The sequence below is a fragment of the Afipia sp. 1NLS2 genome, from assembly GCF_000178995.1.
Taxonomy (GTDB): domain Bacteria; phylum Pseudomonadota; class Alphaproteobacteria; order Rhizobiales; family Xanthobacteraceae; genus Afipia.
Genome location: NZ_ADVZ01000005.1, coordinates 258,741 through 278,336, shown reverse-complemented (window position 1 = coordinate 278,336; position 19,596 = coordinate 258,741). Strand labels below are relative to the sequence as shown.

25 protein-coding genes and 1 tRNA gene are annotated in these 19,596 nt (G+C 61.8%); 16 read left to right on the top strand and 10 right to left on the bottom strand.

Annotated elements, in window-relative coordinates:
• Position 1: 1 nt before the first annotated feature.
• Positions 2-856 carry a LysR family transcriptional regulator gene (locus AFIDRAFT_RS17495; protein ID WP_009340979.1) on the bottom strand — a complete coding sequence of 285 codons (855 nt, stop codon included), beginning with the start codon at positions 854-856 and terminating at the stop codon, positions 2-4.
• Between the two features lie 110 nt (positions 857-966).
• Between AFIDRAFT_RS17495 and AFIDRAFT_RS17490 the strand changes: the two genes are divergently transcribed.
• Both AFIDRAFT_RS17490 and AFIDRAFT_RS17485 read left to right on the top strand, forming a co-directional pair.
• Positions 967-1,395: a tautomerase family protein gene (locus tag AFIDRAFT_RS17490; RefSeq protein ID WP_009340978.1), complete on the top strand. Its 429-nt coding sequence runs from the start codon at positions 967-969 to the stop codon at positions 1,393-1,395.
• Between the two features lie 179 nt (positions 1,396-1,574).
• Positions 1,575-1,958, top strand: coding sequence for a VOC family protein (locus AFIDRAFT_RS17485; protein ID WP_009340977.1), 384 nt, complete (start codon positions 1,575-1,577; stop codon positions 1,956-1,958).
• A gap of 12 nt (positions 1,959-1,970) precedes the next feature.
• Here AFIDRAFT_RS17485 and lipB read toward each other — a convergent pair whose 3' ends face one another.
• Positions 1,971-2,696, bottom strand: coding sequence for a lipoyl(octanoyl) transferase LipB (gene lipB, locus AFIDRAFT_RS17480; RefSeq protein WP_009340976.1), 726 nt, complete (start codon positions 2,694-2,696; stop codon positions 1,971-1,973).
• Positions 2,697-2,750: 54 nt separating this feature from the next.
• Between lipB and AFIDRAFT_RS17475 the strand changes: the two genes are divergently transcribed.
• The 3 genes from AFIDRAFT_RS17475 to AFIDRAFT_RS17465 all read left to right on the top strand — a co-directional run bounded on the left by AFIDRAFT_RS17475 (position 2,751) and on the right by AFIDRAFT_RS17465 (position 4,062).
• Positions 2,751-2,993 carry a FliM/FliN family flagellar motor switch protein gene (locus AFIDRAFT_RS17475; protein WP_009340975.1) on the top strand — a complete coding sequence of 81 codons (243 nt, stop codon included), beginning with the start codon at positions 2,751-2,753 and terminating at the stop codon, positions 2,991-2,993.
• Between the two features lie 186 nt (positions 2,994-3,179).
• Positions 3,180-3,264, top strand: a tRNA-Leu gene (locus AFIDRAFT_RS17470).
• 111 nt (positions 3,265-3,375) lie between these two features.
• Positions 3,376-4,062 (top strand): MOSC domain-containing protein, encoded by a 687-nt coding sequence (locus tag AFIDRAFT_RS17465; protein WP_009340974.1) that lies wholly within the window; start codon positions 3,376-3,378, stop codon positions 4,060-4,062.
• A gap of 24 nt (positions 4,063-4,086) precedes the next feature.
• On the opposite strand, the gene AFIDRAFT_RS17460 is transcribed toward AFIDRAFT_RS17465, so the two are convergent.
• Entirely contained in the window at positions 4,087-5,124 is a 1,038-nt protein-coding gene (locus AFIDRAFT_RS17460; RefSeq protein ID WP_009340973.1) for a lipid II:glycine glycyltransferase FemX, read from the bottom strand.
• Positions 5,125-5,607: 483 nt separating this feature from the next.
• On the opposite strand from AFIDRAFT_RS17460, the gene AFIDRAFT_RS17455 reads away from it, so the two are divergent.
• Entirely contained in the window at positions 5,608-5,811 is a 204-nt protein-coding gene (locus tag AFIDRAFT_RS17455) for a dodecin family protein (RefSeq protein WP_009340972.1), read from the top strand.
• A 151-nt stretch (positions 5,812-5,962) separates the two neighbouring features.
• Here AFIDRAFT_RS17455 and AFIDRAFT_RS17450 read toward each other — a convergent pair whose 3' ends face one another.
• Complete coding sequence (locus tag AFIDRAFT_RS17450) at positions 5,963-6,871, bottom strand: LysR family transcriptional regulator (RefSeq protein WP_009340971.1); 909 nt, start codon at positions 6,869-6,871, stop codon at positions 5,963-5,965.
• Positions 6,872-7,228: 357 nt separating this feature from the next.
• On the opposite strand from AFIDRAFT_RS17450, the gene AFIDRAFT_RS17445 reads away from it, so the two are divergent.
• A complete protein-coding gene (locus AFIDRAFT_RS17445; protein ID WP_009340970.1) occupies positions 7,229-8,665 on the top strand; it encodes an L-lactate MFS transporter in 1,437 nt (478 codons plus the stop codon).
• An 88-nt stretch (positions 8,666-8,753) separates the two neighbouring features.
• Positions 8,754-8,876 (top strand): MFS transporter small subunit, encoded by a 123-nt coding sequence (locus tag AFIDRAFT_RS20380; protein WP_009340969.1) that lies wholly within the window; start codon positions 8,754-8,756, stop codon positions 8,874-8,876.
• Between the two features lie 167 nt (positions 8,877-9,043).
• Here the strand turns inward: AFIDRAFT_RS20380 and AFIDRAFT_RS17440 are convergent, their stop codons facing one another.
• The 3 genes from AFIDRAFT_RS17440 to AFIDRAFT_RS17430 all read right to left on the bottom strand — a co-directional run bounded on the left by AFIDRAFT_RS17440 (position 9,044) and on the right by AFIDRAFT_RS17430 (position 11,776).
• Entirely contained in the window at positions 9,044-9,715 is a 672-nt protein-coding gene (locus AFIDRAFT_RS17440; RefSeq protein ID WP_009340968.1) for a peptidoglycan recognition protein family protein, read from the bottom strand.
• A gap of 118 nt (positions 9,716-9,833) precedes the next feature.
• Positions 9,834-10,922 (bottom strand): polysaccharide deacetylase family protein, encoded by a 1,089-nt coding sequence (locus AFIDRAFT_RS17435; protein ID WP_009340967.1) that lies wholly within the window; start codon positions 10,920-10,922, stop codon positions 9,834-9,836.
• A 62-nt stretch (positions 10,923-10,984) separates the two neighbouring features.
• Complete coding sequence (locus tag AFIDRAFT_RS17430; RefSeq protein ID WP_009340966.1) at positions 10,985-11,776, bottom strand: polysaccharide deacetylase family protein; 792 nt, start codon at positions 11,774-11,776, stop codon at positions 10,985-10,987.
• 223 nt (positions 11,777-11,999) lie between these two features.
• Here AFIDRAFT_RS17430 and AFIDRAFT_RS17425 point away from each other — a divergent pair, with 223 nt between their 5' ends.
• The 3 genes from AFIDRAFT_RS17425 to AFIDRAFT_RS17415 all read left to right on the top strand — a co-directional run bounded on the left by AFIDRAFT_RS17425 (position 12,000) and on the right by AFIDRAFT_RS17415 (position 14,052).
• Complete coding sequence (locus AFIDRAFT_RS17425; RefSeq protein WP_009340965.1) at positions 12,000-12,317, top strand: helix-turn-helix domain-containing protein; 318 nt, start codon at positions 12,000-12,002, stop codon at positions 12,315-12,317.
• 69 nt (positions 12,318-12,386) lie between these two features.
• Positions 12,387-13,202 carry an aldo/keto reductase gene (locus AFIDRAFT_RS17420; protein ID WP_009340964.1) on the top strand — a complete coding sequence of 272 codons (816 nt, stop codon included), beginning with the start codon at positions 12,387-12,389 and terminating at the stop codon, positions 13,200-13,202.
• A 55-nt stretch (positions 13,203-13,257) separates the two neighbouring features.
• Positions 13,258-14,052 (top strand): YdcF family protein, encoded by a 795-nt coding sequence (locus AFIDRAFT_RS17415; RefSeq protein ID WP_009340963.1) that lies wholly within the window; start codon positions 13,258-13,260, stop codon positions 14,050-14,052.
• A gap of 69 nt (positions 14,053-14,121) precedes the next feature.
• Here the strand turns inward: AFIDRAFT_RS17415 and AFIDRAFT_RS17410 are convergent, their stop codons facing one another.
• Both AFIDRAFT_RS17410 and AFIDRAFT_RS17405 read right to left on the bottom strand, forming a co-directional pair.
• Complete coding sequence (locus AFIDRAFT_RS17410) at positions 14,122-14,397, bottom strand: hypothetical protein (RefSeq protein WP_009340962.1); 276 nt, start codon at positions 14,395-14,397, stop codon at positions 14,122-14,124.
• A 133-nt stretch (positions 14,398-14,530) separates the two neighbouring features.
• On the bottom strand, positions 14,531-14,818 hold the full coding sequence (locus AFIDRAFT_RS17405) for a DUF3253 domain-containing protein (RefSeq protein WP_009340961.1): 288 nt from the start codon (positions 14,816-14,818) through the stop codon (positions 14,531-14,533).
• Between the two features lie 113 nt (positions 14,819-14,931).
• Between AFIDRAFT_RS17405 and AFIDRAFT_RS17400 the strand changes: the two genes are divergently transcribed.
• The 4 genes from AFIDRAFT_RS17400 (at position 14,932) to AFIDRAFT_RS17385 (ending at position 17,557) form a co-directional block, all read left to right on the top strand.
• Positions 14,932-15,588, top strand: coding sequence for a glutathione S-transferase family protein (locus AFIDRAFT_RS17400; protein ID WP_009340960.1), 657 nt, complete (start codon positions 14,932-14,934; stop codon positions 15,586-15,588).
• A 268-nt stretch (positions 15,589-15,856) separates the two neighbouring features.
• Positions 15,857-16,048: a hypothetical protein gene (locus AFIDRAFT_RS17395; protein ID WP_009340959.1), complete on the top strand. Its 192-nt coding sequence runs from the start codon at positions 15,857-15,859 to the stop codon at positions 16,046-16,048.
• Between the two features lie 85 nt (positions 16,049-16,133).
• A complete protein-coding gene (locus AFIDRAFT_RS17390) occupies positions 16,134-17,048 on the top strand; it encodes a hypothetical protein (protein WP_009340958.1) in 915 nt (304 codons plus the stop codon).
• A gap of 71 nt (positions 17,049-17,119) precedes the next feature.
• Positions 17,120-17,557, top strand: coding sequence for a DUF1489 family protein (locus AFIDRAFT_RS17385; RefSeq protein WP_009340957.1), 438 nt, complete (start codon positions 17,120-17,122; stop codon positions 17,555-17,557).
• Positions 17,558-17,570: 13 nt separating this feature from the next.
• On the opposite strand, the gene panC is transcribed toward AFIDRAFT_RS17385, so the two are convergent.
• Positions 17,571-18,422 (bottom strand): pantoate--beta-alanine ligase, encoded by an 852-nt coding sequence (gene panC / locus AFIDRAFT_RS17380; protein ID WP_040298731.1) that lies wholly within the window; start codon positions 18,420-18,422, stop codon positions 17,571-17,573.
• A 231-nt stretch (positions 18,423-18,653) separates the two neighbouring features.
• On the opposite strand from panC, the gene AFIDRAFT_RS17375 reads away from it, so the two are divergent.
• Entirely contained in the window at positions 18,654-19,556 is a 903-nt protein-coding gene (locus tag AFIDRAFT_RS17375; protein WP_245258200.1) for an alpha/beta fold hydrolase, read from the top strand.
• Positions 19,557-19,596: the final 40 nt, after the last annotated feature.

Below are 19,596 nucleotides of genomic sequence, written 5' to 3'. Positions count from 1 at the left end.
ATTACGCAGCAAGCACGATCTTGCGGAAAGCGGCCGAGATGGTGCGCAGCGCCGCAAGTTGCGCGGCGTCGCTCACTCTTGAATAGAGCATCACTTTCGATCTCCCGAGTTTCGGCAATTTGTAGGTCGCGCCGATATCGATCAGTCCGGGCGGGGCGATGCGGCGGGCAAGCGGAGCGGCGCCGAGGCCGGCTTCGGCAGCCGCGACGACCGCCGTGACGCCGCCGCCGATGAAGGTTTCCGTCCATGGCAGCTTCGCCTTGTCGAGCGCGCGCACGGCAATGGCGCGAACGCCGCAGGAAGGCGCGAGCGTGGCGATGGGAAGCCGTTCGCCCACAGCCCAGTTGAACGATGGCGCGGCGAACCAGCCGAATTCATCCTCGGTCAGTTTCTCGCCGCCGCGATGGCTGCCTTCCGGCCGCACGATCACCGCATCGAGCGTGCCCGAATCGAACGCATCGAGCAGGTCGTGCGAGAAGCCGATCTGCACGGTGATCGTGAGCGAGGACGAAAGCGACCGCAGCCGTTCCATGATCGGCACAAGTTCGGGACCAGCGGCATGATCGCTGAAACCAAGCGCGAGTTGTTTGCGCACGGCCTGCGAGCCGTTCAACGCGCGGTCGTGCGCATCGATCAGGGCTTTCGCGTCTTTCTGGAAGGTCATGCCTTCGGCGGTCAGCCGGACGGCGCGCGGCGAGCGTTCCACGAGGCGCTTGTTCAGCGTCGCCTCCAACCGCTGCAATTTCATGGAGACCGCGGCCTGCGTGGTGCCCAGCACCTCGGCGGCACGGGTGAAGTTCTGCAATTCCGCCACCAGCAGAAAGGCCTGGACGGTTTCGATGTCGAGCGTGCTCATGGCATCATCAATATATGTTATCATTGATATCAGATTAGATAAGATACCAAAATCATACGGGCGGGTCTAGCTTCCTGTTGTCAACGAGGCAGCAATTCAAGGAGACGACCATGCCCCTCATCACCGTTCAGTATTCATCGACCAAGGACGTTTCTCCCTCAAAGGCGGAGATCGCCGCGGCCGTCAGCGAATTGTCGTCCAAAATCCTGCAGAAGGACCCGAAGGTGACCGCGATCATCGTCCAGACGGTCGAGGCGTCCGACTGGTTCGCCGGTGGCCGCTCGCTCGCCGAGCAGAAGCTCGCCAGCGTCTGGCTCGACATCCACATCACCGACGGCACCAACACCAAGGACGAGAAGGCCGAGTTCATCGCCGCGACGTTCAAGCGGTTCGGCGAACTGCTGGGCCCGCTGCACACCGAGAGCTATGTTCACGTGCATGAAGTGCGCGCGGATGCCTATGGGTTCGGCGGGCTGACGCAGGAGCGGCGCTATATCGCGAAGAAGCTCTGGATTCCGCCGTATCAGTTGGCGGTATGAAGCCGCTTGGCGCAGGCCGGGTCGGGAAGGCGAGAGCTTTTCCGAACGCCTGCGTCAATTTGCATCCCGACTCATCGGGGCGCGAACATGGCTTCCGGCAAAGTCTCGTCTCACGACCCTTGCATCAATATGTGCGTTTCCGGTAGATCATTTCATCCATCATAATTGAGGGTTTTGTCATGTTCAGCCATGTCGTGGTCGGTTCGAATAACATCGAAGCGTCCAAGAAATTCTATGACGCCATCTTCACCGCAGCCGGCGGCACCGCCGGGACGGTCGATGCGAAGGGTCGGCTTGCCTACAGCGACGGCGGCGCGCGTTTTCTTGTCACCAAGCCGATCAACGGCCAGCCGGCTTGTTTCGCCAATGGCGGCACCATCGGCCTGAGCATCAAAAGCCCGGCGCTGGTCGATGCATGGCACGCGGCTGGCGTGGCGAATGGCGGCAAGACCGCTGAAGATCCTCCGGGCGTCCGCGAATCGGCTGGCAAGAAAGTGTATCTCGCTTATCTGCGCGATCCCGACGGCAACAAGCTCTGCGCCCGCTCGCCTTATCCCGGTTAAAGACCGGGACGATCAATCCGCAACTTCAGGCTGCGCCGGTTCGAGGGCGCCGAAGACGTCCTCGAACGCCTGCCGAAGTGCAATATCGACATCGTGCATCGTCACCGGCAGGCCAAGATCGGCGAGGCTGGTGACGCCATAACGCGGATCTGCGATTCCGCACGGGACGATGCCGGTGAAATGCGACAGCTCCGGTTCGACGTTGATGGCGATACCGTGCAGCGACACCCAGCGCTTCAGCCGCACGCCGATCGCCGCGATCTTGTCCTCATAGCCGTCACCCTTCTCGGGCCGCTTCACCCAGACGCCGACGCGATCTTCCCGCCGTTCGCCGCGCACGTTGAAGGCTGCGAGCGTCGTGATGATGAGCTGTTCGAGACTGGCGACATAGGCGCGCACGTCCGGCCGCCGCCGCTTCAGATCCAGCATCAGATAGACCACGCGCTGGCCGGGGCCATGATAGGTGAATTGCCCGCCGCGGCCGGTGGCGAACACCGGGAAGCGGGCATCGACGAGATCGCCGGGCCTGGCGCTGGTGCCGGAAGTATAAAGAGGGGGGTGTTCCAGCAGCCAGACGAGTTCCGGCGCGGTGCCGTCGGCGATCGCGGCCGCGCGCGCCTGCATGGCGGCGAGCGCCTCTTCGTAATCGACCAGCGAATCCGTCACCCGCCACTCGATGACGGCCCCCGGCGTGGCGGAAAATGGCGATGAGGCAAGGGTATCGCGGACGTTAACCATTGGTTCACCATAGCGTGGTGATCTGGAAAAAGTAGTCTTTCCGGGTCAGGTACAGTGGCGACAATCGATAACGTTTCCGTCGATCTCATGGTGGTTCTGGGCACCACCAGGATGCCGATTCACCAGGTCATGCGGCTGAGCCGCGGGGCCATCATCGAACTTGATGCCACCGAGCAGGATGAGGTCAAGGTGCTGGCCAACAACCTGCCGGTCGCCTCCGGGGCGGTTGTTGTGAATCGCAACCGCATCGCCGTCGAGGTGAAGCGGATGCTGCCGAAAACGGCGGACCAGCGCTAGGGCGGGACGGCGCGGTCATCGCTTTCCGGGCTAAAAACCTCGGTTTTGAAGGCTTTGTTGCAAGAATTCGAGATTGTGGGCCGAGCTGGTGCAAGCCCTTGTCCCGGCATGATCCATTTGTTACATCGGCGGCCGTGACGGGGCCGTTTCGGCCCGCCCGGGCCTTGTTCCGGGGGCAGTCGCAAAGCGCTCGTGGCGGAATTGGTAGACGCGCTGCCTTGAGGTGGCAGTGAGTAAAATCGTGGGGGTTCGAGTCCCTCCGAGCGCACCAGCCCAAAATTCCCATTGATTTGACTGGTATTTTCCGGCCTTCGCCCGCACTTTGCGGCGTGGTTGGGCGTGTTCCGATTCGCGCGGCCACTTCACAAGAACGGGCACAGACATGGCCGGTTTTGACATTCTCGAACTGCGCATCGGCCGCCCCAAACCACTCGGTATGGCAGGGGCGCTGAGCGCCATCGATAAACACAAGGTCGCTGGCGCGCTTGCGGCCGGTCCTCTCGGTCTCGATGGAGATGAGCAGGCGGACCGGAAGCATCACGGCGGACCGGACAAGGCGATCCACGCCTACGCAGTGACGCATTTATCCGGTTGGGCGGATGAACTGCCCGCGCAGGCGGAACGCTTTCGCCCGGGCGCGTTCGGGGAAAATCTCGTCATCGGTGGCGCGAGCGAAGCCGACGTCTGTCTGGGCGATCGCTGGCGCATCGGCTCGGCGCTGGTCGAGGTCAGTCAGGGCCGCCAGCCATGCTGGAAGCTGAATCTGCGTTTCGACGTGGCCGACATGGCGCGGCGCGTGCAGGAGAGCGGGCGCACCGGCTGGTACTTTCGCGTGATCGAGCCGGGGCTGATCGCGGCAGGCGATCGGGGCGCGCTGGTGACGCGGCCGCATCCGGCATGGACGCTCAACCGCACCTCGCATCTGCTTTATCACGACAGGATGAATCGCTTAGCGCTCGCCGAGCTTGCGCAGTTGCCCGGCCTGCCGGACAACTGGCGACGCCTGGCGGAAGCGCGGTTGTCATCAGGCCGGACCGAAGACTGGTCGCGTCGCCTCGGAGGATCGTAATCGAGAGCGATTGATGCGCGTTGCTCAGTTGCCGCGCCGCCAGCGCTGCACGGTGTTGCGCATGTTGCGTGCAACGAACAGCATCGTCACCACGCTGCGCGCCACCATGTCTGGGCAATAGTGGAATTCCTGAATCGGAAGCAGCATGCCGCGCTTGCCCGCGAAGCCTTTCTTGAACTGCTTGATGCCGGGATCGCCCGGGCCGCCCAGCTCGTACCACTTGACGGGTGAATTCTCGCGCAACCAGTTCAGCACGCTCCACTGCAAGGCATATCCTGCCTTCAGTTCGGTGGCGATGTCGTTGCTCGCGCCGAACACGTAATAGCCGACATCGCCGTTCACCGCGAAGGCGAGGCCTGCGACAGGTTTGCCTTCGTGATAGGCAAGCGCCACGCGCATCCGCATTGCGTCGGGCAGGTTTGTCAGTTGGGGCATCAGATCGACAAGATTGATGCCGGGATAGACGAGGTGCTTGCGATCGACCATTTCCGCATAGACGGACTGGAATCTGGCGACGTCGTTTTCGCTTCGGCCGATCTGGATATCGAGGTTGTTGGCGAGCGCGGCTTTCAGATTGCGACGCCACTGCTGGCCGAGGCTCTTGCGCTGTTCGTCTTCGCCGAGCGAGGAATCGACGACATAGCGGGCAAGCTCGGTGGTTTCTCCGGGGTATAGTCCCATCTCGGTGAGGGTTTCCGACTCGATGGGGTAAATGTCGGGGTGCGCGCGCGGGCGTACGATCAGATAGAGCTTCCGGCGCGTGCAGTATTCATCGATCAGCGCCTGGATTGCGACCTTGTAGCGTTCGCGATCGAGCGGCTCGTCGGCGCGACGCCAGAACGGCCCGAAGCGCACCAGCGCCAGTCCACGGTTGAGCACCGGCACCGCGTAAATCCCGACGCGCGCGCCGAATACCGGCTCTCCGTTTTCCGTCGCGAGCAGATGACTCGATGTCTCACCGCGCTGTCCGGCCCCGAACAGGGCGGTCTGCTCGTAATGGATGTCGGAAAATTTGGCGAGAGCCGCATGCCAGTCGGTGTCGGACAGGGAATCGATCTGCATATGCAGATCATCCGTCGCGTGGTGACTTGAAGAAGGGTGTTCGATCGCAGCCGCGCGCATGAATGTCTTCATCGATGTTTGAGCAAGATTGCTCGGGACACTAGCAATCTTCGCATTATCGTTCGGTGAAGCCTGCCATTATCCTTAAGGGGTGCGTGGGAGCGCATGGTGGGAAACCCCTGACGGGGGAACGGATTCCTCAAATGCGGCGGATCGCGTTAGTGTTTTGTTAACCAGCGCCGCGCAGCATTGCTCTCAGATTGCGGTGGAATCGGAACTTGAGCCGACAGCCGCATGAGAGAGCCGCACGGCGTAACGCCCGGGCGGCTCTGTCATCTCCTGCAAGACAGACCTGGCGCGCGTGTGTACGGCGAGAACCGCCGCTCGCCTCCCTGCGGCATCGTTACCTCAGCCCGATCCAAGGGGAACCTTTTCAGTCCCCAGCCTGTTAGCCCGTTTTTGACGTTGAAACAGGAGCTGCGGATGTCGGTCGCCAAGGTCATCGAAATCACGTCGTTGTCGAAGAAAAGTTTTGAGGACGCAATTACCGAGGGCATCAAACGCGCGGGAAAGACAGTCAGCAACATTGAGGGTGCCTGGATCAAGGAACAGAATGTTCAAGTCAAGGACGGCAACATTATCGGTTTCCGCGTGAACATGAATCTGACGTTCATCCTCGACGACTAGGTGCCTGTTCCTCCGCGCATGCGATCCTGCCTTGTGAAAGCTGCGGCGGAAGCGCGAGGCTGCCGCCGCGTATCACTGTCGAGCGAATATCGTATCGCTCAATTGGACGTTCTTGCAGCGCGATCTCGGCGCGTTGCGCGAAAAGGATGCTTCAGGGGACGAGGACCGGTTTTTGACGCGTCCGCTTCAGAACATGAGTCGGGTTGCTGGCGCCATGATTTTGGCTCGCGATACGATGCATGATGCTGAGAGCATCATTGATGACGTGCTCGTCGTGTTCGACTGCAAAGGCGACATAAGCCGGCATGAAAAACTCCGGCGCATTCTCGACAATGTGGAGTTTGCCTTCCTTTACATAAGGCCAGACCATCCGGGCCGGAAAATAGCCTGCGCCGCCGCCTTTCAAAATGTTCTGCAGCCCGAGCCAGCCAATATTCGCGACGAGGGGCGCGCCGGTGAAATCCGGGAAGCATGTATTGTGGCGGGTGTAGAACTCCGGCCCCCAATCGACATACACGTAATCGGATTGCGGAACGGGCGGTCTGCCTGGTGTGCTGCCAACCATCACCAGCCGTTCTTCGAATAATTGCTGGATTTTGAGTCCGGGACGGCTTTGCGGCGTGTACATCACGCCGATGTCGAGACGGCCCTCGATCAATCCCTGCATGATGTCAGCCTCGACTCCGCTCTCCGCCCGAATCGAAATCGTCGGTCTGCAACGCTGCATCTCAGGCAGCCATTCCAGCAAAAATTCTTCCCACAAACCGATACGGCCACCGATCGCCAGCGTTCCGCTGAATCCCGGCGGCAGCCCGACATCATGCCGTGCAAGCTCGACGGTCCGGACAAGCGTTGTCGCGTGACGCTGGAATTGCCGGCCGGCAGCCGTCAGGGTAGTGCCCGCTTTATTGCGGACAAAAAGAGCGCACCCGAGATGTTCTTCGAGTGCATGAATGCGCGTGCTGACGGTGGATTGGCTCACATGGAGCTGTTCCGCCGCATTAACGAAGCTTCCTGACGTCACGACAGTGAGAAAGGTTCGTGCCAGTTCGGTATCCATTGTCCGCTCGTTTGTTTCCCGTCTGGCTATTCACCGACAACCGGATCGCTTTGTCAAAGCGATTTCTGATCGACTGACATGCCAGAGTTCTTTCGCCGCACCCCCACAATCGAGGCGAGGGGAATTCGCCTTATTGATAAGAAAGGCCGGAAGACCTTCGAGTCTGTCCCAGCTCCTCAATAAAGCCCCTGTTTTGCAGGGCGTTTCGGCTTGCCCGAATTTCATATCGGAAATGCTGATGATTACCGTCGAGAATATTCGTTTGTCAAAGGCGGTATCGGGAACGGAAATATTCCGTGATTTGCAATCGAATAATTGAATGCGATCGGGCAACGTCCCATGGGAGGGGAAAATATAATGGCTGAAGTTATGCATACGCCGGAGACTTATTCGAAGGCGTGGATTCCATTTCTGGATCGATCAAGAACAGTCGCAAAGCCGGGTTACAGCCGGTGGATGATTCCGCCGGCGGCGCTTTGCGTGCATCTGTGTATCGGTCAGGCTTACGCTTTCAGCGTATTCAACCTGCCGATGACCAAGCTTCTCGGCGTCACCCAGTCCGCGCCGGGTGACTGGAAACTCACCGAACTCGGCTGGATCTTCTCCATCGCCATGCTGTTTCTCGGCATCTCTTCGGCGGTGTTCGGACGGTGGGTCGAAGAAGGCGGCCCGCGCAAGGCCATGTTCACTGCAGCACTTTGCTGGGCGAGCGGCTTTCTGATTTCCGCGCTCGGCGTCCATCTGCACACGCTCTGGCTGATCTATCTCGGCTACGGCGTGATCGGCGGCTGCGCACTCGGCATCGGCTATATCTCGCCGGTCTCGACGCTGATGAAGTGGTTTCCGGATCGTCCCGGCATGGCGACGGGCATGGCGATCATGGGTTTCGGCGGCGGCGCGATGATTGCTTCGCCTTTGTCGGTCTGGCTGATGAGCAAGTTTCATACGACGACCGATGTCGGTGTGTTCAACACCTTCGTCGTGCTCGGTTGCGTCTACCTGTTCTTCATGATGATGGGTGCGCTTATCGTCCGCGTGCCGGCTGAAGGCTGGAAGCCAGAGGGATACGTGCCCTCGGCGGTTGCCAGCAAGAAGCTGGTCACGACGAACCATGTGTTCGTGTACGACGCGATCAAGACGCCGCAGTTCTGGTTCGTCTGGGTTGTGTTGTTCCTCAACACCACGGCAGGCATCGGTGTGCTCGGTCAGGCATCGGCCATGAGCCAGGAAATGTTCCCGGGTCATATCACTCCGATTGCTGCAGCCGGCCTTGTCGGCCTGATGAGCCTGTTCAACATGGGCGGCCGTTTCTCATGGGCGTCGCTGTCGGACTACATCGGCCGCCGGAACACTTACTTCGTGTTCATGTGCCTCGGCTTCGTGCTGTACATCACCGTGCCTTTCGCGGGTGGTAGCGGCAACGTTGTCCTGTTCGTCTGCTGCTTCCTCGTCATCGTGTCGATGTATGGCGGCGGCTTCTCAACCGTTCCGGCCTATCTGCGTGACCTGTTCGGCACGCGGTACGTCGGCGCCATCCACGGCATTCTGCTTACCGCCTGGTCGGCGGCAGGTGTCGCGGGTCCGGTGATCGTCAACTATCTCCGTGAGTACAACATCACGCACGGTGTTCCGAAGGCGCAAGCCTACAACAACACCATGTACATCATGGCCGGGTTGCTGGTGATCGGCTTCATTGCCAACGCTTGCGTCAAGGCCGTGGACAAGAAGTACCACATGAAGAACACGGCGAGTGCCGGCGAGGCCACGCCCGACGGCGTGCCAGCCAGGGGCTAAACGTCCATCAAGGGAAGCGAGCGGTTCAAACCGGATCGCTCGCTTCCTGTCAGCGCACTCAACATGATGAATTCAAAGGACCTTGATAATGGAACAAGCTGAAACCAAAACCAGCCCGCTCCTGCTGATACTGGCGTGGGGCTTCGTGGGCATCCCTCTGCTTGCAGGCGTCAGCCAGACGCTGATCAACGCAATGAAGCTCTTTAACTGAGGCGTATCGGAGCCGCGGGCTTGCCCGCGGCTCCATCTATCTGACCGAGTATTTCTACCCCACCTGACCAACCCCAAGGGGTTGGTCATTTTTATGTGGAGCGGAAGTCGGCGACACCTCCGCCGCAGCCGTTCCGGCAGGCCGCTCCGCCGGTCTGGAAAATGCGGTTAGTGGGGTTGTCCCTGCAAGGCGATCTCGGTGCCTTGTGCGCGGGCCATCGTGGCGAGCATGCAGCCTTCGCAATAGCGGCGATCCTTATAGTCCACCCAATTGTGCGCGAAGATGCGGTCGCCCGGAATGCCGTAGCGCGCCTGCAAGACGCGGACGAGAATTCGCCATGCCTCGATCTGCGCTTCTGTCACCGGCTTGCGGACATTGGGATAGTTGCCCGCGAATTCGACCCCGATCGAATTGTTGTTAGGGATCAGGCGAAAGGTCTCGCGGTTGTCGATGTATTTATTATCGTTGCGGTTGCCGCCGAGCCGCACATGCTTGGGCGTCGCCCATTCGCCGACTGCCCAATAGACCGTGCCGTCCGTCTCCACCCAGATCGTTGCGCCGCGGCCTTCGGGGTCCCGCGTCTGACGCAGCGCATTGCGATAGGCCGATCCGGGAGGACCTTCAGTCCGGTGCACGACGATGTTGTGCCAGATGTTGGCATCGGCGCGATCGCCCCACGGTACCAGCCAGACCATGTTGAGGCCGGGAATATCGGGCGTGCCGCTCTGACGGGCCAGGGTTTCGAGAGAAGGCGCTGGTTCAGTGGGCGAAACAGTTTGCGCCGCGAGCGGCAGGCTCCCGGCAACGAGACAGACAAGCATCAGCACAAGGCGAGTCACCAGGCTCCATCCCGAAAGTGCAACCTGATGAGAAACTTAATGATAGCCGGGGTTTGACGATAGATGCGCGCAGGCCACAGCCCGGGGAAAAATCCGTCGGCGTCCGCTCAGCCGGGCTCTATTCCCGCGGCAATGCCGAGGCTGCCTTCAGATACGGCGATTTGGGCGTGTCCTCACCGAACTGAAACGCAGCGGAGGACGACGACAAAAGTGCTACGGTCGCATCCTGTGCGCCGGCGTCAGCGTGTACGTTCCACCACAACGCGCTGATATCGCCCTTGCGCGAGGACTGCACCATCGCCGGCACCGCAGCCATCGCGGCGGTCTTGCCGGCGGCGCGGAGCGGCTGGGGCGCGAAGCGGAAACGCATGCCGTCGGCTGCCGACAGCACCGGCTCGACCGGATGCAGGTGCCATTGCCATGGCGCGGTCGGTGTCTTCGGCAGGTCCTTCGTGGCAGGCACGACATGGACGATGCGATAGCCGCGCGCCTTCAGTTCGCGCAGGATGTTCGGCAGCGCCTTTTCGGTGCGCGCCTGAATGTCGTGCAGCAGCAGGATGCCACGCCCCTTGGCCTCGAGGCGGCTGATCGCAAGCTGCGTGACGCGCGCGGGCGAGATGCGGTGCCAGTCGTCGGCAGGGAAATCCGCGCTCCAGGTCTGGATACCTTTGGAGGTCAGGTAATCCTCGACCTCGCTGGAGCGAAGCAGGCCGGGAATGCGCAGGAACGGCGCGACCTGCGTGGGGTCGCCGAGGGCCGCAGCAGCCGAGGCGATACCTTGATCGATCTCGGCCTTGTTCTCCTCGATCGACATCCGGTTCATCCGCAGCGGATGGTTCTGGGTGTGCGTGCCGATGGTGTGGCCGGCGTCGCGGATCGAGCGCAATTCCTGCGGGTAGGCATTCGCCATCTGCCCGACGACAAAGAATGTCGCCTTGATGCACTGGGCGGCGAGGATGTCGAGGATCGGCTTGGTGTGCTTGGGCAGGGGGCCATCGTCGAACGTCAGCACCACCTCATGATCGGCAAGCGGTAGCGTCTCCGGGTATTGCATCGTGCCGATGCGCGGGTGCTCGGTGGGGTCGACCACCAGCGTCCGAGAGGTGCCGAGCGCATCGGGATGGCCGGGACATTCCGCGGCATGCGCGAACGGCGCGGCGGACAGCACGAGCAGGATGGCGGCGGAGCGGAGGACGAGAGAGCGCATGAAACTGCCGTAGCGGATTTGGGAGAGTCGGGACAGGGTGGATGGCCTCTATGAAAGGCAGGTTAATCGGCGGCGCGTCCGGTGGACGGCGTGAAAGAGGTGTCGCCCGCAGCCACCACATGCACCACCTTGTAGTTGTTCTGCTTGAGATAGCGCAGGAAGGCCGGCAGCATCGCGGCGGTCTGCTGCTTGGTGTCGTGCAGCAGGATGATGCCCTTGCGGGCATGGGCGAGGCGCGCCGTCAGCAGGTCCAGTTCCTGCTGCGGCGTCATCTTCAGCCAGTCGCTCGCCCACAAATCCGCGCCGAACACCACCGCGCCGCGACTTTCCATGTCGTCTAAGAGCGCAGGCGTTGAGGCGAAGTACGGAAACCGGAATAGCCGGACCGTGCCGGGCTTGGCCGGGCCAAGCACAGCATCGTCCGCGGCAAAACCCTTGTCGATGTCGGCGAGCGCCTTCGCGGCGCTGAGTTGATTCAGCATCGGATGCGACCAGCTATGGTTGCCGACGGTGTGGCCCTGCTGGATCATGGCCCTGAGCATCTGGGGCGAGGCCTGGGCGTTGCGGCCGATCACGAAGAAGGTCGCCTGCACGCACTCGGCTGATAGCGCGGCAAGCACCTTGCCGGTGGTGGCGGGCAAGGGGCCATCGTCGAACGTCAGCACCACTTCCTTGTCGTTGAGCGGCAGGGTCTGCGGAAAACTCTTCAGTCCCACGCGCGGCGTGGTTTTGGCATCGACCACCAGCGTGCGCGCGGTGCCGAGCGCATCCGGCCGCGGGCAGGGCGCGGCCCGGACGCTTCCTGAGACAGCCAACAATTCGACGATCAAACAGATACTCAGCGCCGTCTTCATCTGCCTGCACCGGAAATCGCGGGTCTGCTGCCTGCGCGGGATTGCGCCCCTGGACCGTGCCGATGGCGTATTGCGGCGGAACCCCGGGTGCAATGCGGATTTTCGTCGTGCATGGCGGGAATGCTCCGGGCAGCGGCGCGGCCTTGGTTCGGTAATAATTTAACCCGGCCTTAACCATAAAGGGCCGACCATAGGCGATCCTGAACCCCTCATGGGATGGAAGATGAAGCGGTTGCGGCTGAAAGCGGATGGACGGATCGTCGAAGTGGTCGACGGCCGGGAAGCCCCGTTTGTCGCGGGAGCCGTTTCCGCAATCGATTCCGAGGCGGGCGCGACGCCACATGTGCGCGAACTGCGGATGCGGGCCAAGCTGACGCAGGCCGAATTCGCCACCAAATTATGCGTGCCGATCGAGACCATTCGCAACTGGGAGCAGGGCAAACGCTCGCCGCGCGGGCCGGCGCGGGCGCTTCTGGCTGTGATCGCCCATGCGCCGGACATGGTGTTCGCCGCACTTGCGGCTAACGGTCCGCGCACCTGATCGCGAATTGCGTTCCACCGGGAACGCCCCCACATTTCTATCGTATGCTGCGAAGTTGCAGGAGCCGTCATGCAATTCGTCGAAGCAGGTGGAGCGCGGATACCGATCCTGGGGCTGGGCACCTGGGAAATGGAGGGGCGCGATTGCTCGCGGGCGGTAGAGCAGGCGCTGCGGCTCGGCTATCGCCTTGTCGACACCGCGCAGGTTTATGAAAACGAGCGCGAGGTCGGCGACGGCATCCGCCTCTCCGGTGTGCCGCGCAATGAAGTCTTCCTGATCACGAAAGTCTGGACCACGCATTTCGCGCCGAACGAACTGGTGCGCTCGGTCAAGGACAGCGTGTCGCGGCTGCGCTCGGAGATCGACCTGTTGCTGCTGCACTGGCCCAATCCGCAAGTGCCCTTGGTGGAGACGCTCGGTGCGCTGGCGCGGGTCAAGGAGCTTGGTCTCACGCGTCATATCGGCCTGTCCAATTTCACCGTGGCATTGATGGAGCAGGCGCTGGCGCTCAGCGCCGAGCCGCTGGTGTGCGATCAGGTCGAGTACCATCCCTATCTCGACCAGACCAAGGTGATCGAGGCGTGCCGCGCGCATGACCTTGCGGTGATCGCCTACAGCCCGATTGCGAAGGGCCGTGTCAAGAGCGATGAGACACTGATTGAGATCGGTCGTCGTTATGGCAAGTCGCCCGCGCAAATCTGCCTGCGGTGGCTGGTTCAGCAGAATGTCGTCGCCATTCCGCGGACCTCGAAGATCGAGCGATTGTCGGAAAATATCGATGTGTTCGATTTTACCCTGAGTGATGACGACATGGCCGCGCTGTTCGCGATGGGGTCGCGTGAGGGGCGCATCACCGATTTCGGCTTCGCGCCCCAGTGGGACTAACAAGTCACGATAAAAAGACTTTAGGCGGTCGCATCCGAATGGCTATAAGCGGGCGATGGTCTATCTCGCCTCGAAAATCTTCGGATTCCTCATCACGCCTTCCAACCTTATCGCGACGGTCTGCCTGATCGGCGTGATGCTGTCGCTGACGCGGTGGCGGAAGGCGGGTGTTCGTATCGGCGCGGCGGGAATCCTGCTGCTGCTGGTGTGCGGGTATTCGCCGCTCGGAAATGTGCTGCTGCTGACATTGTCGGAGCGATTTCCCGCCTGGCAGGAGAGCGGGCGGGCGCCCGACGGCATCATCGTGCTCGGCGGTGCGATCAACCCGGATCTGACGGCGGTGCGCGGCGCGCCGGAAATGAATTCGTCGGCGGAGCGGATGACGGCGGCCGCCGTGCTCGCGCGTCGCTTTCCGAATGCGAAGATCGTCCTGAGCGGCGGCAATGCCAATCCGTTTCATCCGCTCTCGACCGAGGCGGAGGTGGGCCGCAAGTTTCTCGAAGATCTTGGTGTCGCGGACGACCGGATCGTGATGGAAGGGCGCTCCCGCACCACTTACGAGAACGCGGAGTTCACGCGGCCGCTCATTCATCCCGTCGCGGGGGAACGATTGCTGCTGGTGACATCGGCCTATCACATGCCGCGCGCGATGGGTGTTTTCCGCGCGGCCGGATTCAATGTGGAAGCCTATCCGGTGGATTGGCGCACGCGCGGCTGGGTCGATGCGGAGCGGCCGTTTCTCACATTGAGTGGTGGACTTGGGCGGCTCGACACCGCAGTTCACGAATGGGTCGGGCTTATCGGTTACAGGCTCGCCGGGCGCACCCGCGAGTGGTTTCCCGCGCCGTAATCCTTGTATCTTCAAACGCAGATACCCGCCTGCGATAACAGACGGGTATCTGACGATTGATTGGTTCGTTTAGCCGCCGCCAGCCTTGGCTGCGCCCGGTGCGGTCGATTTCGGATTCGACTGCGATGCGTCGCCGCCCGCGGTGTTGTTGCCGGGGACGCCACGCTTGGAATCCATCGACGAGCCGGTGGTCGCGGCGTTCGGGCCCGGCTTCATGGTATTCTTCTTCATCATCGTATTGCTGTTCTTATGCATGGTCGACGACCCATCCGTCGTCGATGATTGCGCCATCGCGGTTGCGGACATAGCAAGCACGCATGCACCGGCAAGCAGAATCTTCTTCATGAGGAGTCTCCTGGTTTCAACAGGCCCCCAACCTCATCCGGAGAAGCATGTTCCGAAGGAACAGGAGAAAGCAGAAGCAATGTTCCGCAGGATACATCATATCCACACGCCTGCAGCATCGCGGCCACGATGCTCAGTCCTGCCGCGGCAATCCAAGGCGATAGACGCCGCGAAAATCGTTCGGATCGACAGGCTTGCCGTGACGATAGATCACGAGGCGTCCGGATTGCGCGAGTGCGACCGCCGCGCGGCGGATCGGCGCAAGCAGCGCGTGCCAGTCGCGCCCCTCGGCGATGGCGTGGGCGATCTCCGGTGCGCCGAGCGTTTTACGCTCCGCGCGCGCGAGCGTGGCGAGGATGGCGTCTTCGAGCGGAAGGGCGGATGCGGAAGAAGCGGGGGCAGGCGAATCGGACATGAACATGACCTTGCCTTGCCGCATCGGGCAGCTGCGGGCAAGGGGCGGCGGGGTGTTGACGGATTGGATGTTGGAGTGAAAGAGGCGGCGTGGCACAGTCGGCGGCGCAGGAGCAGCACATGGATCTGACGCTTTACATCGGCAACAAGAATTATTCGTCGTGGTCGTTCCGGCCATGGCTCGCGATGAAGGCCGCGAACATTCCCTTCGAGGAAGTGTTGATCCCGATTTACGCCGGTGCGGACGACAAGCGGCGCATTCTCGATGTGTCGCCCGCCGGAAAGGTGCCGGTGCTGACCGATGGCGACGTGACCGTGTGGGATTCGATCGCGATCATCGAATATCTGGCCGAGAAATTTCCGCAGGCGCAGCTCTGGCCGCAGGATTCGGCTGCGCGCGCTCATGCCCGTGCCATCAGCGCGGAGATGCATGGCGGCTTCGGTGCGCTGCGCCGGGAATGCGGCATGAACATCCATCGCCCGATCCGCGCCAAGGCATTATCGGACGAGGCGCGGGAGAACATCGCCCGCGTCCAGGAGATCTGGACCAGTTGCCGCCGGCGTTACGGGAAGGCGGGACCGTTCCTGTTCGGAACCTTCACTGCGGCGGATGCGATGTATGCCCCCGTGGTTCACCGATTCCGAACTTACGCCATCGAGGTGTCACAACCGGTGCGCGAATACATGGAAGCCATGCTCGCACACCCGGCCTTCGCGGAATGGACCGCTCAGGCGCTGGCGGAAACCCTTGTGATCGAGCGTTTTGAGGCCGATTAGTGGCAGGAACCAGAGGCGGGGATACAGGAAATCATGCAAGTCATTGAAGTAACAACTGAATAACAGGTGGCATTTTAATACCTTGATTCTCCGCAGCCTGCTTCCGTTTACTTATCTTACTGAAAAGATTGCAATATTGGCGTACTTGCCATGCGTCCTTTGTCTGGCAAAAGATGCACCCGCATGCTATACAGTCTCCAATCATCAGAACCTGCCGCCGGTCTTTTGTAGGGGCGGCAGTTTGCGTTTCGAGTGATGGAGCAGAGCGTTGAAGCACAAGTTCGGCATTGGAGAGACGGTCTATTTCACGGCCAGCAACGTGTCGCGTCCCGCAGCGAGCGGCACCTATGAAGTGATCCGTTTGCTGCCGACCGATGGCGACGACTGCCAGTATCGCATCAAAAGCTCGACCGAGGCGTTCGAGCGCGTGGCGCGTGAGAGCCAGCTCGCAGGCGCTTGATATCTGCTTCCGGAGCCGCCCTTTGCGGCCCCGTTTTTGTGCCCGGCGCGTTTCCCGCAAAGCGGAACAAGTGAGGTAACCGCGGATGAACCGGGCTTTCGCCGCCAGCCTTTCCGATCTTTCGTCAAATCTTCCGGTGGTGCTCATCGCCGCCGCGGTGGCGCTGTTTGCCGTTGCGCTTGTCGTGATGCTGGTCCGCTCCAGCCGGACGTTCGCCATCTGCGCGTTCGTGGTGCTGGCGCTGCTGGCAGCAGGCTTTGCCGCAACGATGCTGGCGCATGATTCCTCCACCCAGCAACAGTCTGTCTCCGTCGCGGCTCCGGCGGATTTCGCGTCCTTGCCTGCACTGGCATGTCTGGATGAACTGGCAGGTGAAGTCGTCGAGACGGGTTGCGAGCGCGCCGTGTTTGCCTCGGCGGAGGCGACCGCAGCCGCCGTTTCCTACACGGCCGCGCAGATTTCCCGTCTTGAATCCTATGGCGATGTGGCTTCCGCGAACAAGGTGATGACACCATCCTTGCGCGCGCTGCGCCGCGCCGTGGAGCGCGACCGCTTCGGCATCGTGGCCCATGTGCTTGCGACGCGGGACGAGTGCACGCTGTCGAAATGCGCGTTCTTCGCCTCCCTCACCAACACCGCGCAGATCGCCAACAACATGAACGAGCGCGTCTATGACGGTCTGGTGGCCAAGCACGCACCGGTCTGGGGGCAGTCCTTGGCGCCGGTAGCCGGCGTGGTGCCACCGATTGAGCCGGAACGGCCGACCGGCAAGCCGGTGTCCGGTGATTTCCCGAGTTCAGCCTCGATTCCGCCGATCAGCATCATGGCACCGGAGCCCGCAACGTCCTCGGTTCCGACGAAGCCTGCCGAGCCCGCGCACGCAGCGCCCAAGGCGGCGGCCAAGAAACCGGCTCCTTCGCATCCGCGCTCGTTGACGCCGCCTGCGGCGGCCGCGCCCTCGGCTCCGGCAGCCGCACCCGCGTCTGAGAATAATCGGTAAAACTCGCAGGCAGGCGTTGCGAGAGTGGGGCCATCGGGCCTATCTCCGAAAGGGGCCTATTTTCGAAGATCATGCCGTTACATCTGGTCAAACTCTCCGTCGGCTCGACATCGTTTCGCGATTTGAAGGATTGGATCGACGAGCGCGCGAAGGCTAATCGCGCCAAGGGCAAGCAGGCCCGCCATATCCATGTGACGCGAATGACACCCAAGCGCGATGCCGAACTGCTCGACGGCGGTTCGATCTACTGGGTCATCAAGGGTGAGATCGCCGCGCGGCAGAAACTGATCGCGATCGAGCCGTTCCGCGACAAGGACGGCATCGGGCGTTGCCGGTTGGTGATGGAAACCAAGCTTGTGCCGGTGTCGCCGCGCCCGATGCGCGCGTTTCAAGGCTGGCGCTATCTCGACGCGAAAAGCGTGCCGCCCGATCTGCGCGGCTCGCCACAGGGTCTTGCCGACATGCCGGAGCCGATGCGCAAGGAATTGCGCGAACTTGGGCTGCTCTGAGCGGCCGCGCGCTTCAGATTTTCATATTGTCGATCAGCCGCGTGGTGCCGATGGTCGCCGCCGCCAGAAGGCGCGCGGGTGCGCCTCCGATCTGCGTGAGCGGCGCGAGCGTTTCGGCGTGCCGCGCCTCGAGATAGTCGAGCTTGAATCCGGCATCCCCGATCAGCTTCGCGCCGGCAGCAAGGGTCGCGGCGAAATCCTCGCCCTGACGCAGCCGCCGCACCACGTCCTTCATCGAACGGTGCAATGCAGGCGCGGCCTTGCGCTGGTCGGGCGTGAGGTAAAGGTTGCGCGACGACATCGCGAGACCGTCGCGCTCGCGCATGATCGGCGCGCCGACGATGCGTGAGCCGAGATTGAGATCGCGCGCCATCTGCGTCACGACCTTCAACTGCTGATAGTCCTTCTCACCGAAGATCGCGACATCGGGCCTGACCTGTGCGAGCAGCTTGGCGACCACGGTGGCGACGCCGCCAAAGAAGTGCGGACGGAAGCGATCCTCAAGCCCGGCGGTGGCCGGACCTTCGACCTGAATGCGGGTGACAAAACCTTCTGGGTACATCAGCTTGGCGTCGGGGTTCCAGATCAGGTCGACGCCCTCGGCGGCGAGCTTCACCGCGTCGGCCTTCCAGGTGCGTGGGTAGGAGCCGTAATCCTCATGCGGCGCGAACTGCGTCGGGTTGACGAAGATCGACACCACGACCTTGTCGGCGCGCCGCTTCGCCAGCCGGACCAATGAAATATGACCGTCATGAAGCGCGCCCATGGTGGGCACGAGCGCGACGGTGCTTTTGCGCTTGCGCAGACCTTCAAGGGTTCGCTGCAAGGTGGACAGGGTACGGGCAACGGCGGGGGTCTGCGGCATCTTCATCTACACAGGAGCGGGAAACGCGGATGGTATCCGGTGGTGCTTGGCCTGCGGTTTACGCATGTTGGCCGACCGCAGCCCATCGCGATTTGAAGATATCCACAAAGGGAACGCAATGCTTTTGCTGGAGAATCCATTTCCCGGGAGCCATGCTCCGGGTGCTGGGGAACGCTTTCAGGGCGTCAGATGCGGCTTTGCTGCTCGCCTGAACGTGATTACCTTATTTACATGACATCCGAGGTCATCACACCCCAGACAAGGGAGGGCTTTCGGTTCCACCCGAAGCACCATCCCATCGCGCGGGGCATTCTCATCGCGACGGCCATTGTCGCCGTGCTGGTGACGGCTGCTTATTTCGCGGCGGTGACGTGGGGGATCAGCCATCAGACGCTGTCGCTCTACGACAGCACCCGGCAACGTCCCGTCGAGGTGGAAATCGCGATGCGGCGTGATGTCGAGATGCGGGCCCATGCCGGGATGATCACGATGCCGGTCGTCATCATCAATCACGGCAACACCGTCCGCTTCACGGAATATTCCTTCCTGACGAATTTCTTTGCCGGGCGCGGCTATCTCGCGATCTCGATCCAGCACGATCTTGCGAGTGACGCGCCGCTCGTCACCAAGAAGGGTGAACCGTATGTCGGCCGCGAGCCGATCTATGAGCGCGGCATGGCCAACATCCTGTTTGCGATTCACGAGGTCGCCAAGCGCGAGCCGCATGCCAACTACAAGCATCTGACCCTGGTGGGCCATTCCAATGGCGGCGACATCGCGATGTACTTCGCCGAAAAGCATCCCGGCATGGTCGCGGACGTCATCACGCTCGACAATCTGCGCGTGCCGCTGCAGGGCGCGTTCAGAATATTGACGTTCCGCTCGAAAGATCCGGAGTTCGTTCCCGATGCCGGCGTCGTGCCGCCAGGCGGCAAGGACGTCACGGTCGTCAACACCAAGTACCGTCACACCGATATGTCGGATCGCGGTCCCGATGGCCTGAAGCTCAGCATCGAGGACACGCTGTCGAAATTCCTGAACAAGGACAAGAACAGCGAGCTTGCGCCGGTCAACACCGACAAGATCGACGTGCCGCCGCCGCCCGGCGCGCAGGCGAAGAAATCGGCGCAATGATATAAGATGCTCCGCGTCCCTTTGCGCCGCTCGCGCGCCT

Bases quoted from the DNA above. Each gene is read 5' to 3' on its own strand.
- AFIDRAFT_RS17495 (WP_009340979.1), bottom strand. From the start codon at position 856: ATGAGCACGCTCGACATCGAAACCGTCCAGGCCTTTCTGCTGGTGGCG.
- panC (WP_040298731.1), bottom strand. From the start codon at position 18,422: ATGCCGCAGACCCCCGCCGTTGCCCGTACCCTGTCCACCTTGCAGCGA.
- AFIDRAFT_RS17430 (WP_009340966.1), bottom strand. From the start codon at position 11,776: ATGAAGACGGCGCTGAGTATCTGTTTGATCGTCGAATTGTTGGCTGTC.
- AFIDRAFT_RS17400 (WP_009340960.1), top strand. From the start codon at position 14,932: ATGGATCTGACGCTTTACATCGGCAACAAGAATTATTCGTCGTGGTCG.
- AFIDRAFT_RS17375 (WP_245258200.1), top strand. From the start codon at position 18,654: ATGACATCCGAGGTCATCACACCCCAGACAAGGGAGGGCTTTCGGTTC.
- AFIDRAFT_RS17425 (WP_009340965.1), top strand. From the start codon at position 12,000: ATGAAGCGGTTGCGGCTGAAAGCGGATGGACGGATCGTCGAAGTGGTC.
- AFIDRAFT_RS17455 (WP_009340972.1), top strand. From the start codon at position 5,608: ATGTCGGTCGCCAAGGTCATCGAAATCACGTCGTTGTCGAAGAAAAGT.
- AFIDRAFT_RS17490 (WP_009340978.1), top strand. From the start codon at position 967: ATGCCCCTCATCACCGTTCAGTATTCATCGACCAAGGACGTTTCTCCC.
- AFIDRAFT_RS17435 (WP_009340967.1), bottom strand. From the start codon at position 10,922: ATGCGCTCTCTCGTCCTCCGCTCCGCCGCCATCCTGCTCGTGCTGTCC.
- AFIDRAFT_RS17385 (WP_009340957.1), top strand. From the start codon at position 17,120: ATGCCGTTACATCTGGTCAAACTCTCCGTCGGCTCGACATCGTTTCGC.
- AFIDRAFT_RS17405 (WP_009340961.1), bottom strand. From the start codon at position 14,818: ATGTTCATGTCCGATTCGCCTGCCCCCGCTTCTTCCGCATCCGCCCTT.
- AFIDRAFT_RS17445 (WP_009340970.1), top strand. From the start codon at position 7,229: ATGGCTGAAGTTATGCATACGCCGGAGACTTATTCGAAGGCGTGGATT.
- AFIDRAFT_RS17420 (WP_009340964.1), top strand. From the start codon at position 12,387: ATGCAATTCGTCGAAGCAGGTGGAGCGCGGATACCGATCCTGGGGCTG.
- AFIDRAFT_RS17450 (WP_009340971.1), bottom strand. From the start codon at position 6,871: ATGGATACCGAACTGGCACGAACCTTTCTCACTGTCGTGACGTCAGGA.
- AFIDRAFT_RS17415 (WP_009340963.1), top strand. From the start codon at position 13,258: ATGGTCTATCTCGCCTCGAAAATCTTCGGATTCCTCATCACGCCTTCC.
- lipB (WP_009340976.1), bottom strand. From the start codon at position 2,696: ATGGTTAACGTCCGCGATACCCTTGCCTCATCGCCATTTTCCGCCACG.
- AFIDRAFT_RS17465 (WP_009340974.1), top strand. From the start codon at position 3,376: ATGGCCGGTTTTGACATTCTCGAACTGCGCATCGGCCGCCCCAAACCA.
- AFIDRAFT_RS17460 (WP_009340973.1), bottom strand. From the start codon at position 5,124: ATGCAGATCGATTCCCTGTCCGACACCGACTGGCATGCGGCTCTCGCC.
- AFIDRAFT_RS17390 (WP_009340958.1), top strand. From the start codon at position 16,134: ATGAACCGGGCTTTCGCCGCCAGCCTTTCCGATCTTTCGTCAAATCTT.
- AFIDRAFT_RS20380 (WP_009340969.1), top strand. From the start codon at position 8,754: ATGGAACAAGCTGAAACCAAAACCAGCCCGCTCCTGCTGATACTGGCG.
- AFIDRAFT_RS17485 (WP_009340977.1), top strand. From the start codon at position 1,575: ATGTTCAGCCATGTCGTGGTCGGTTCGAATAACATCGAAGCGTCCAAG.
- AFIDRAFT_RS17410 (WP_009340962.1), bottom strand. From the start codon at position 14,397: ATGAAGAAGATTCTGCTTGCCGGTGCATGCGTGCTTGCTATGTCCGCA.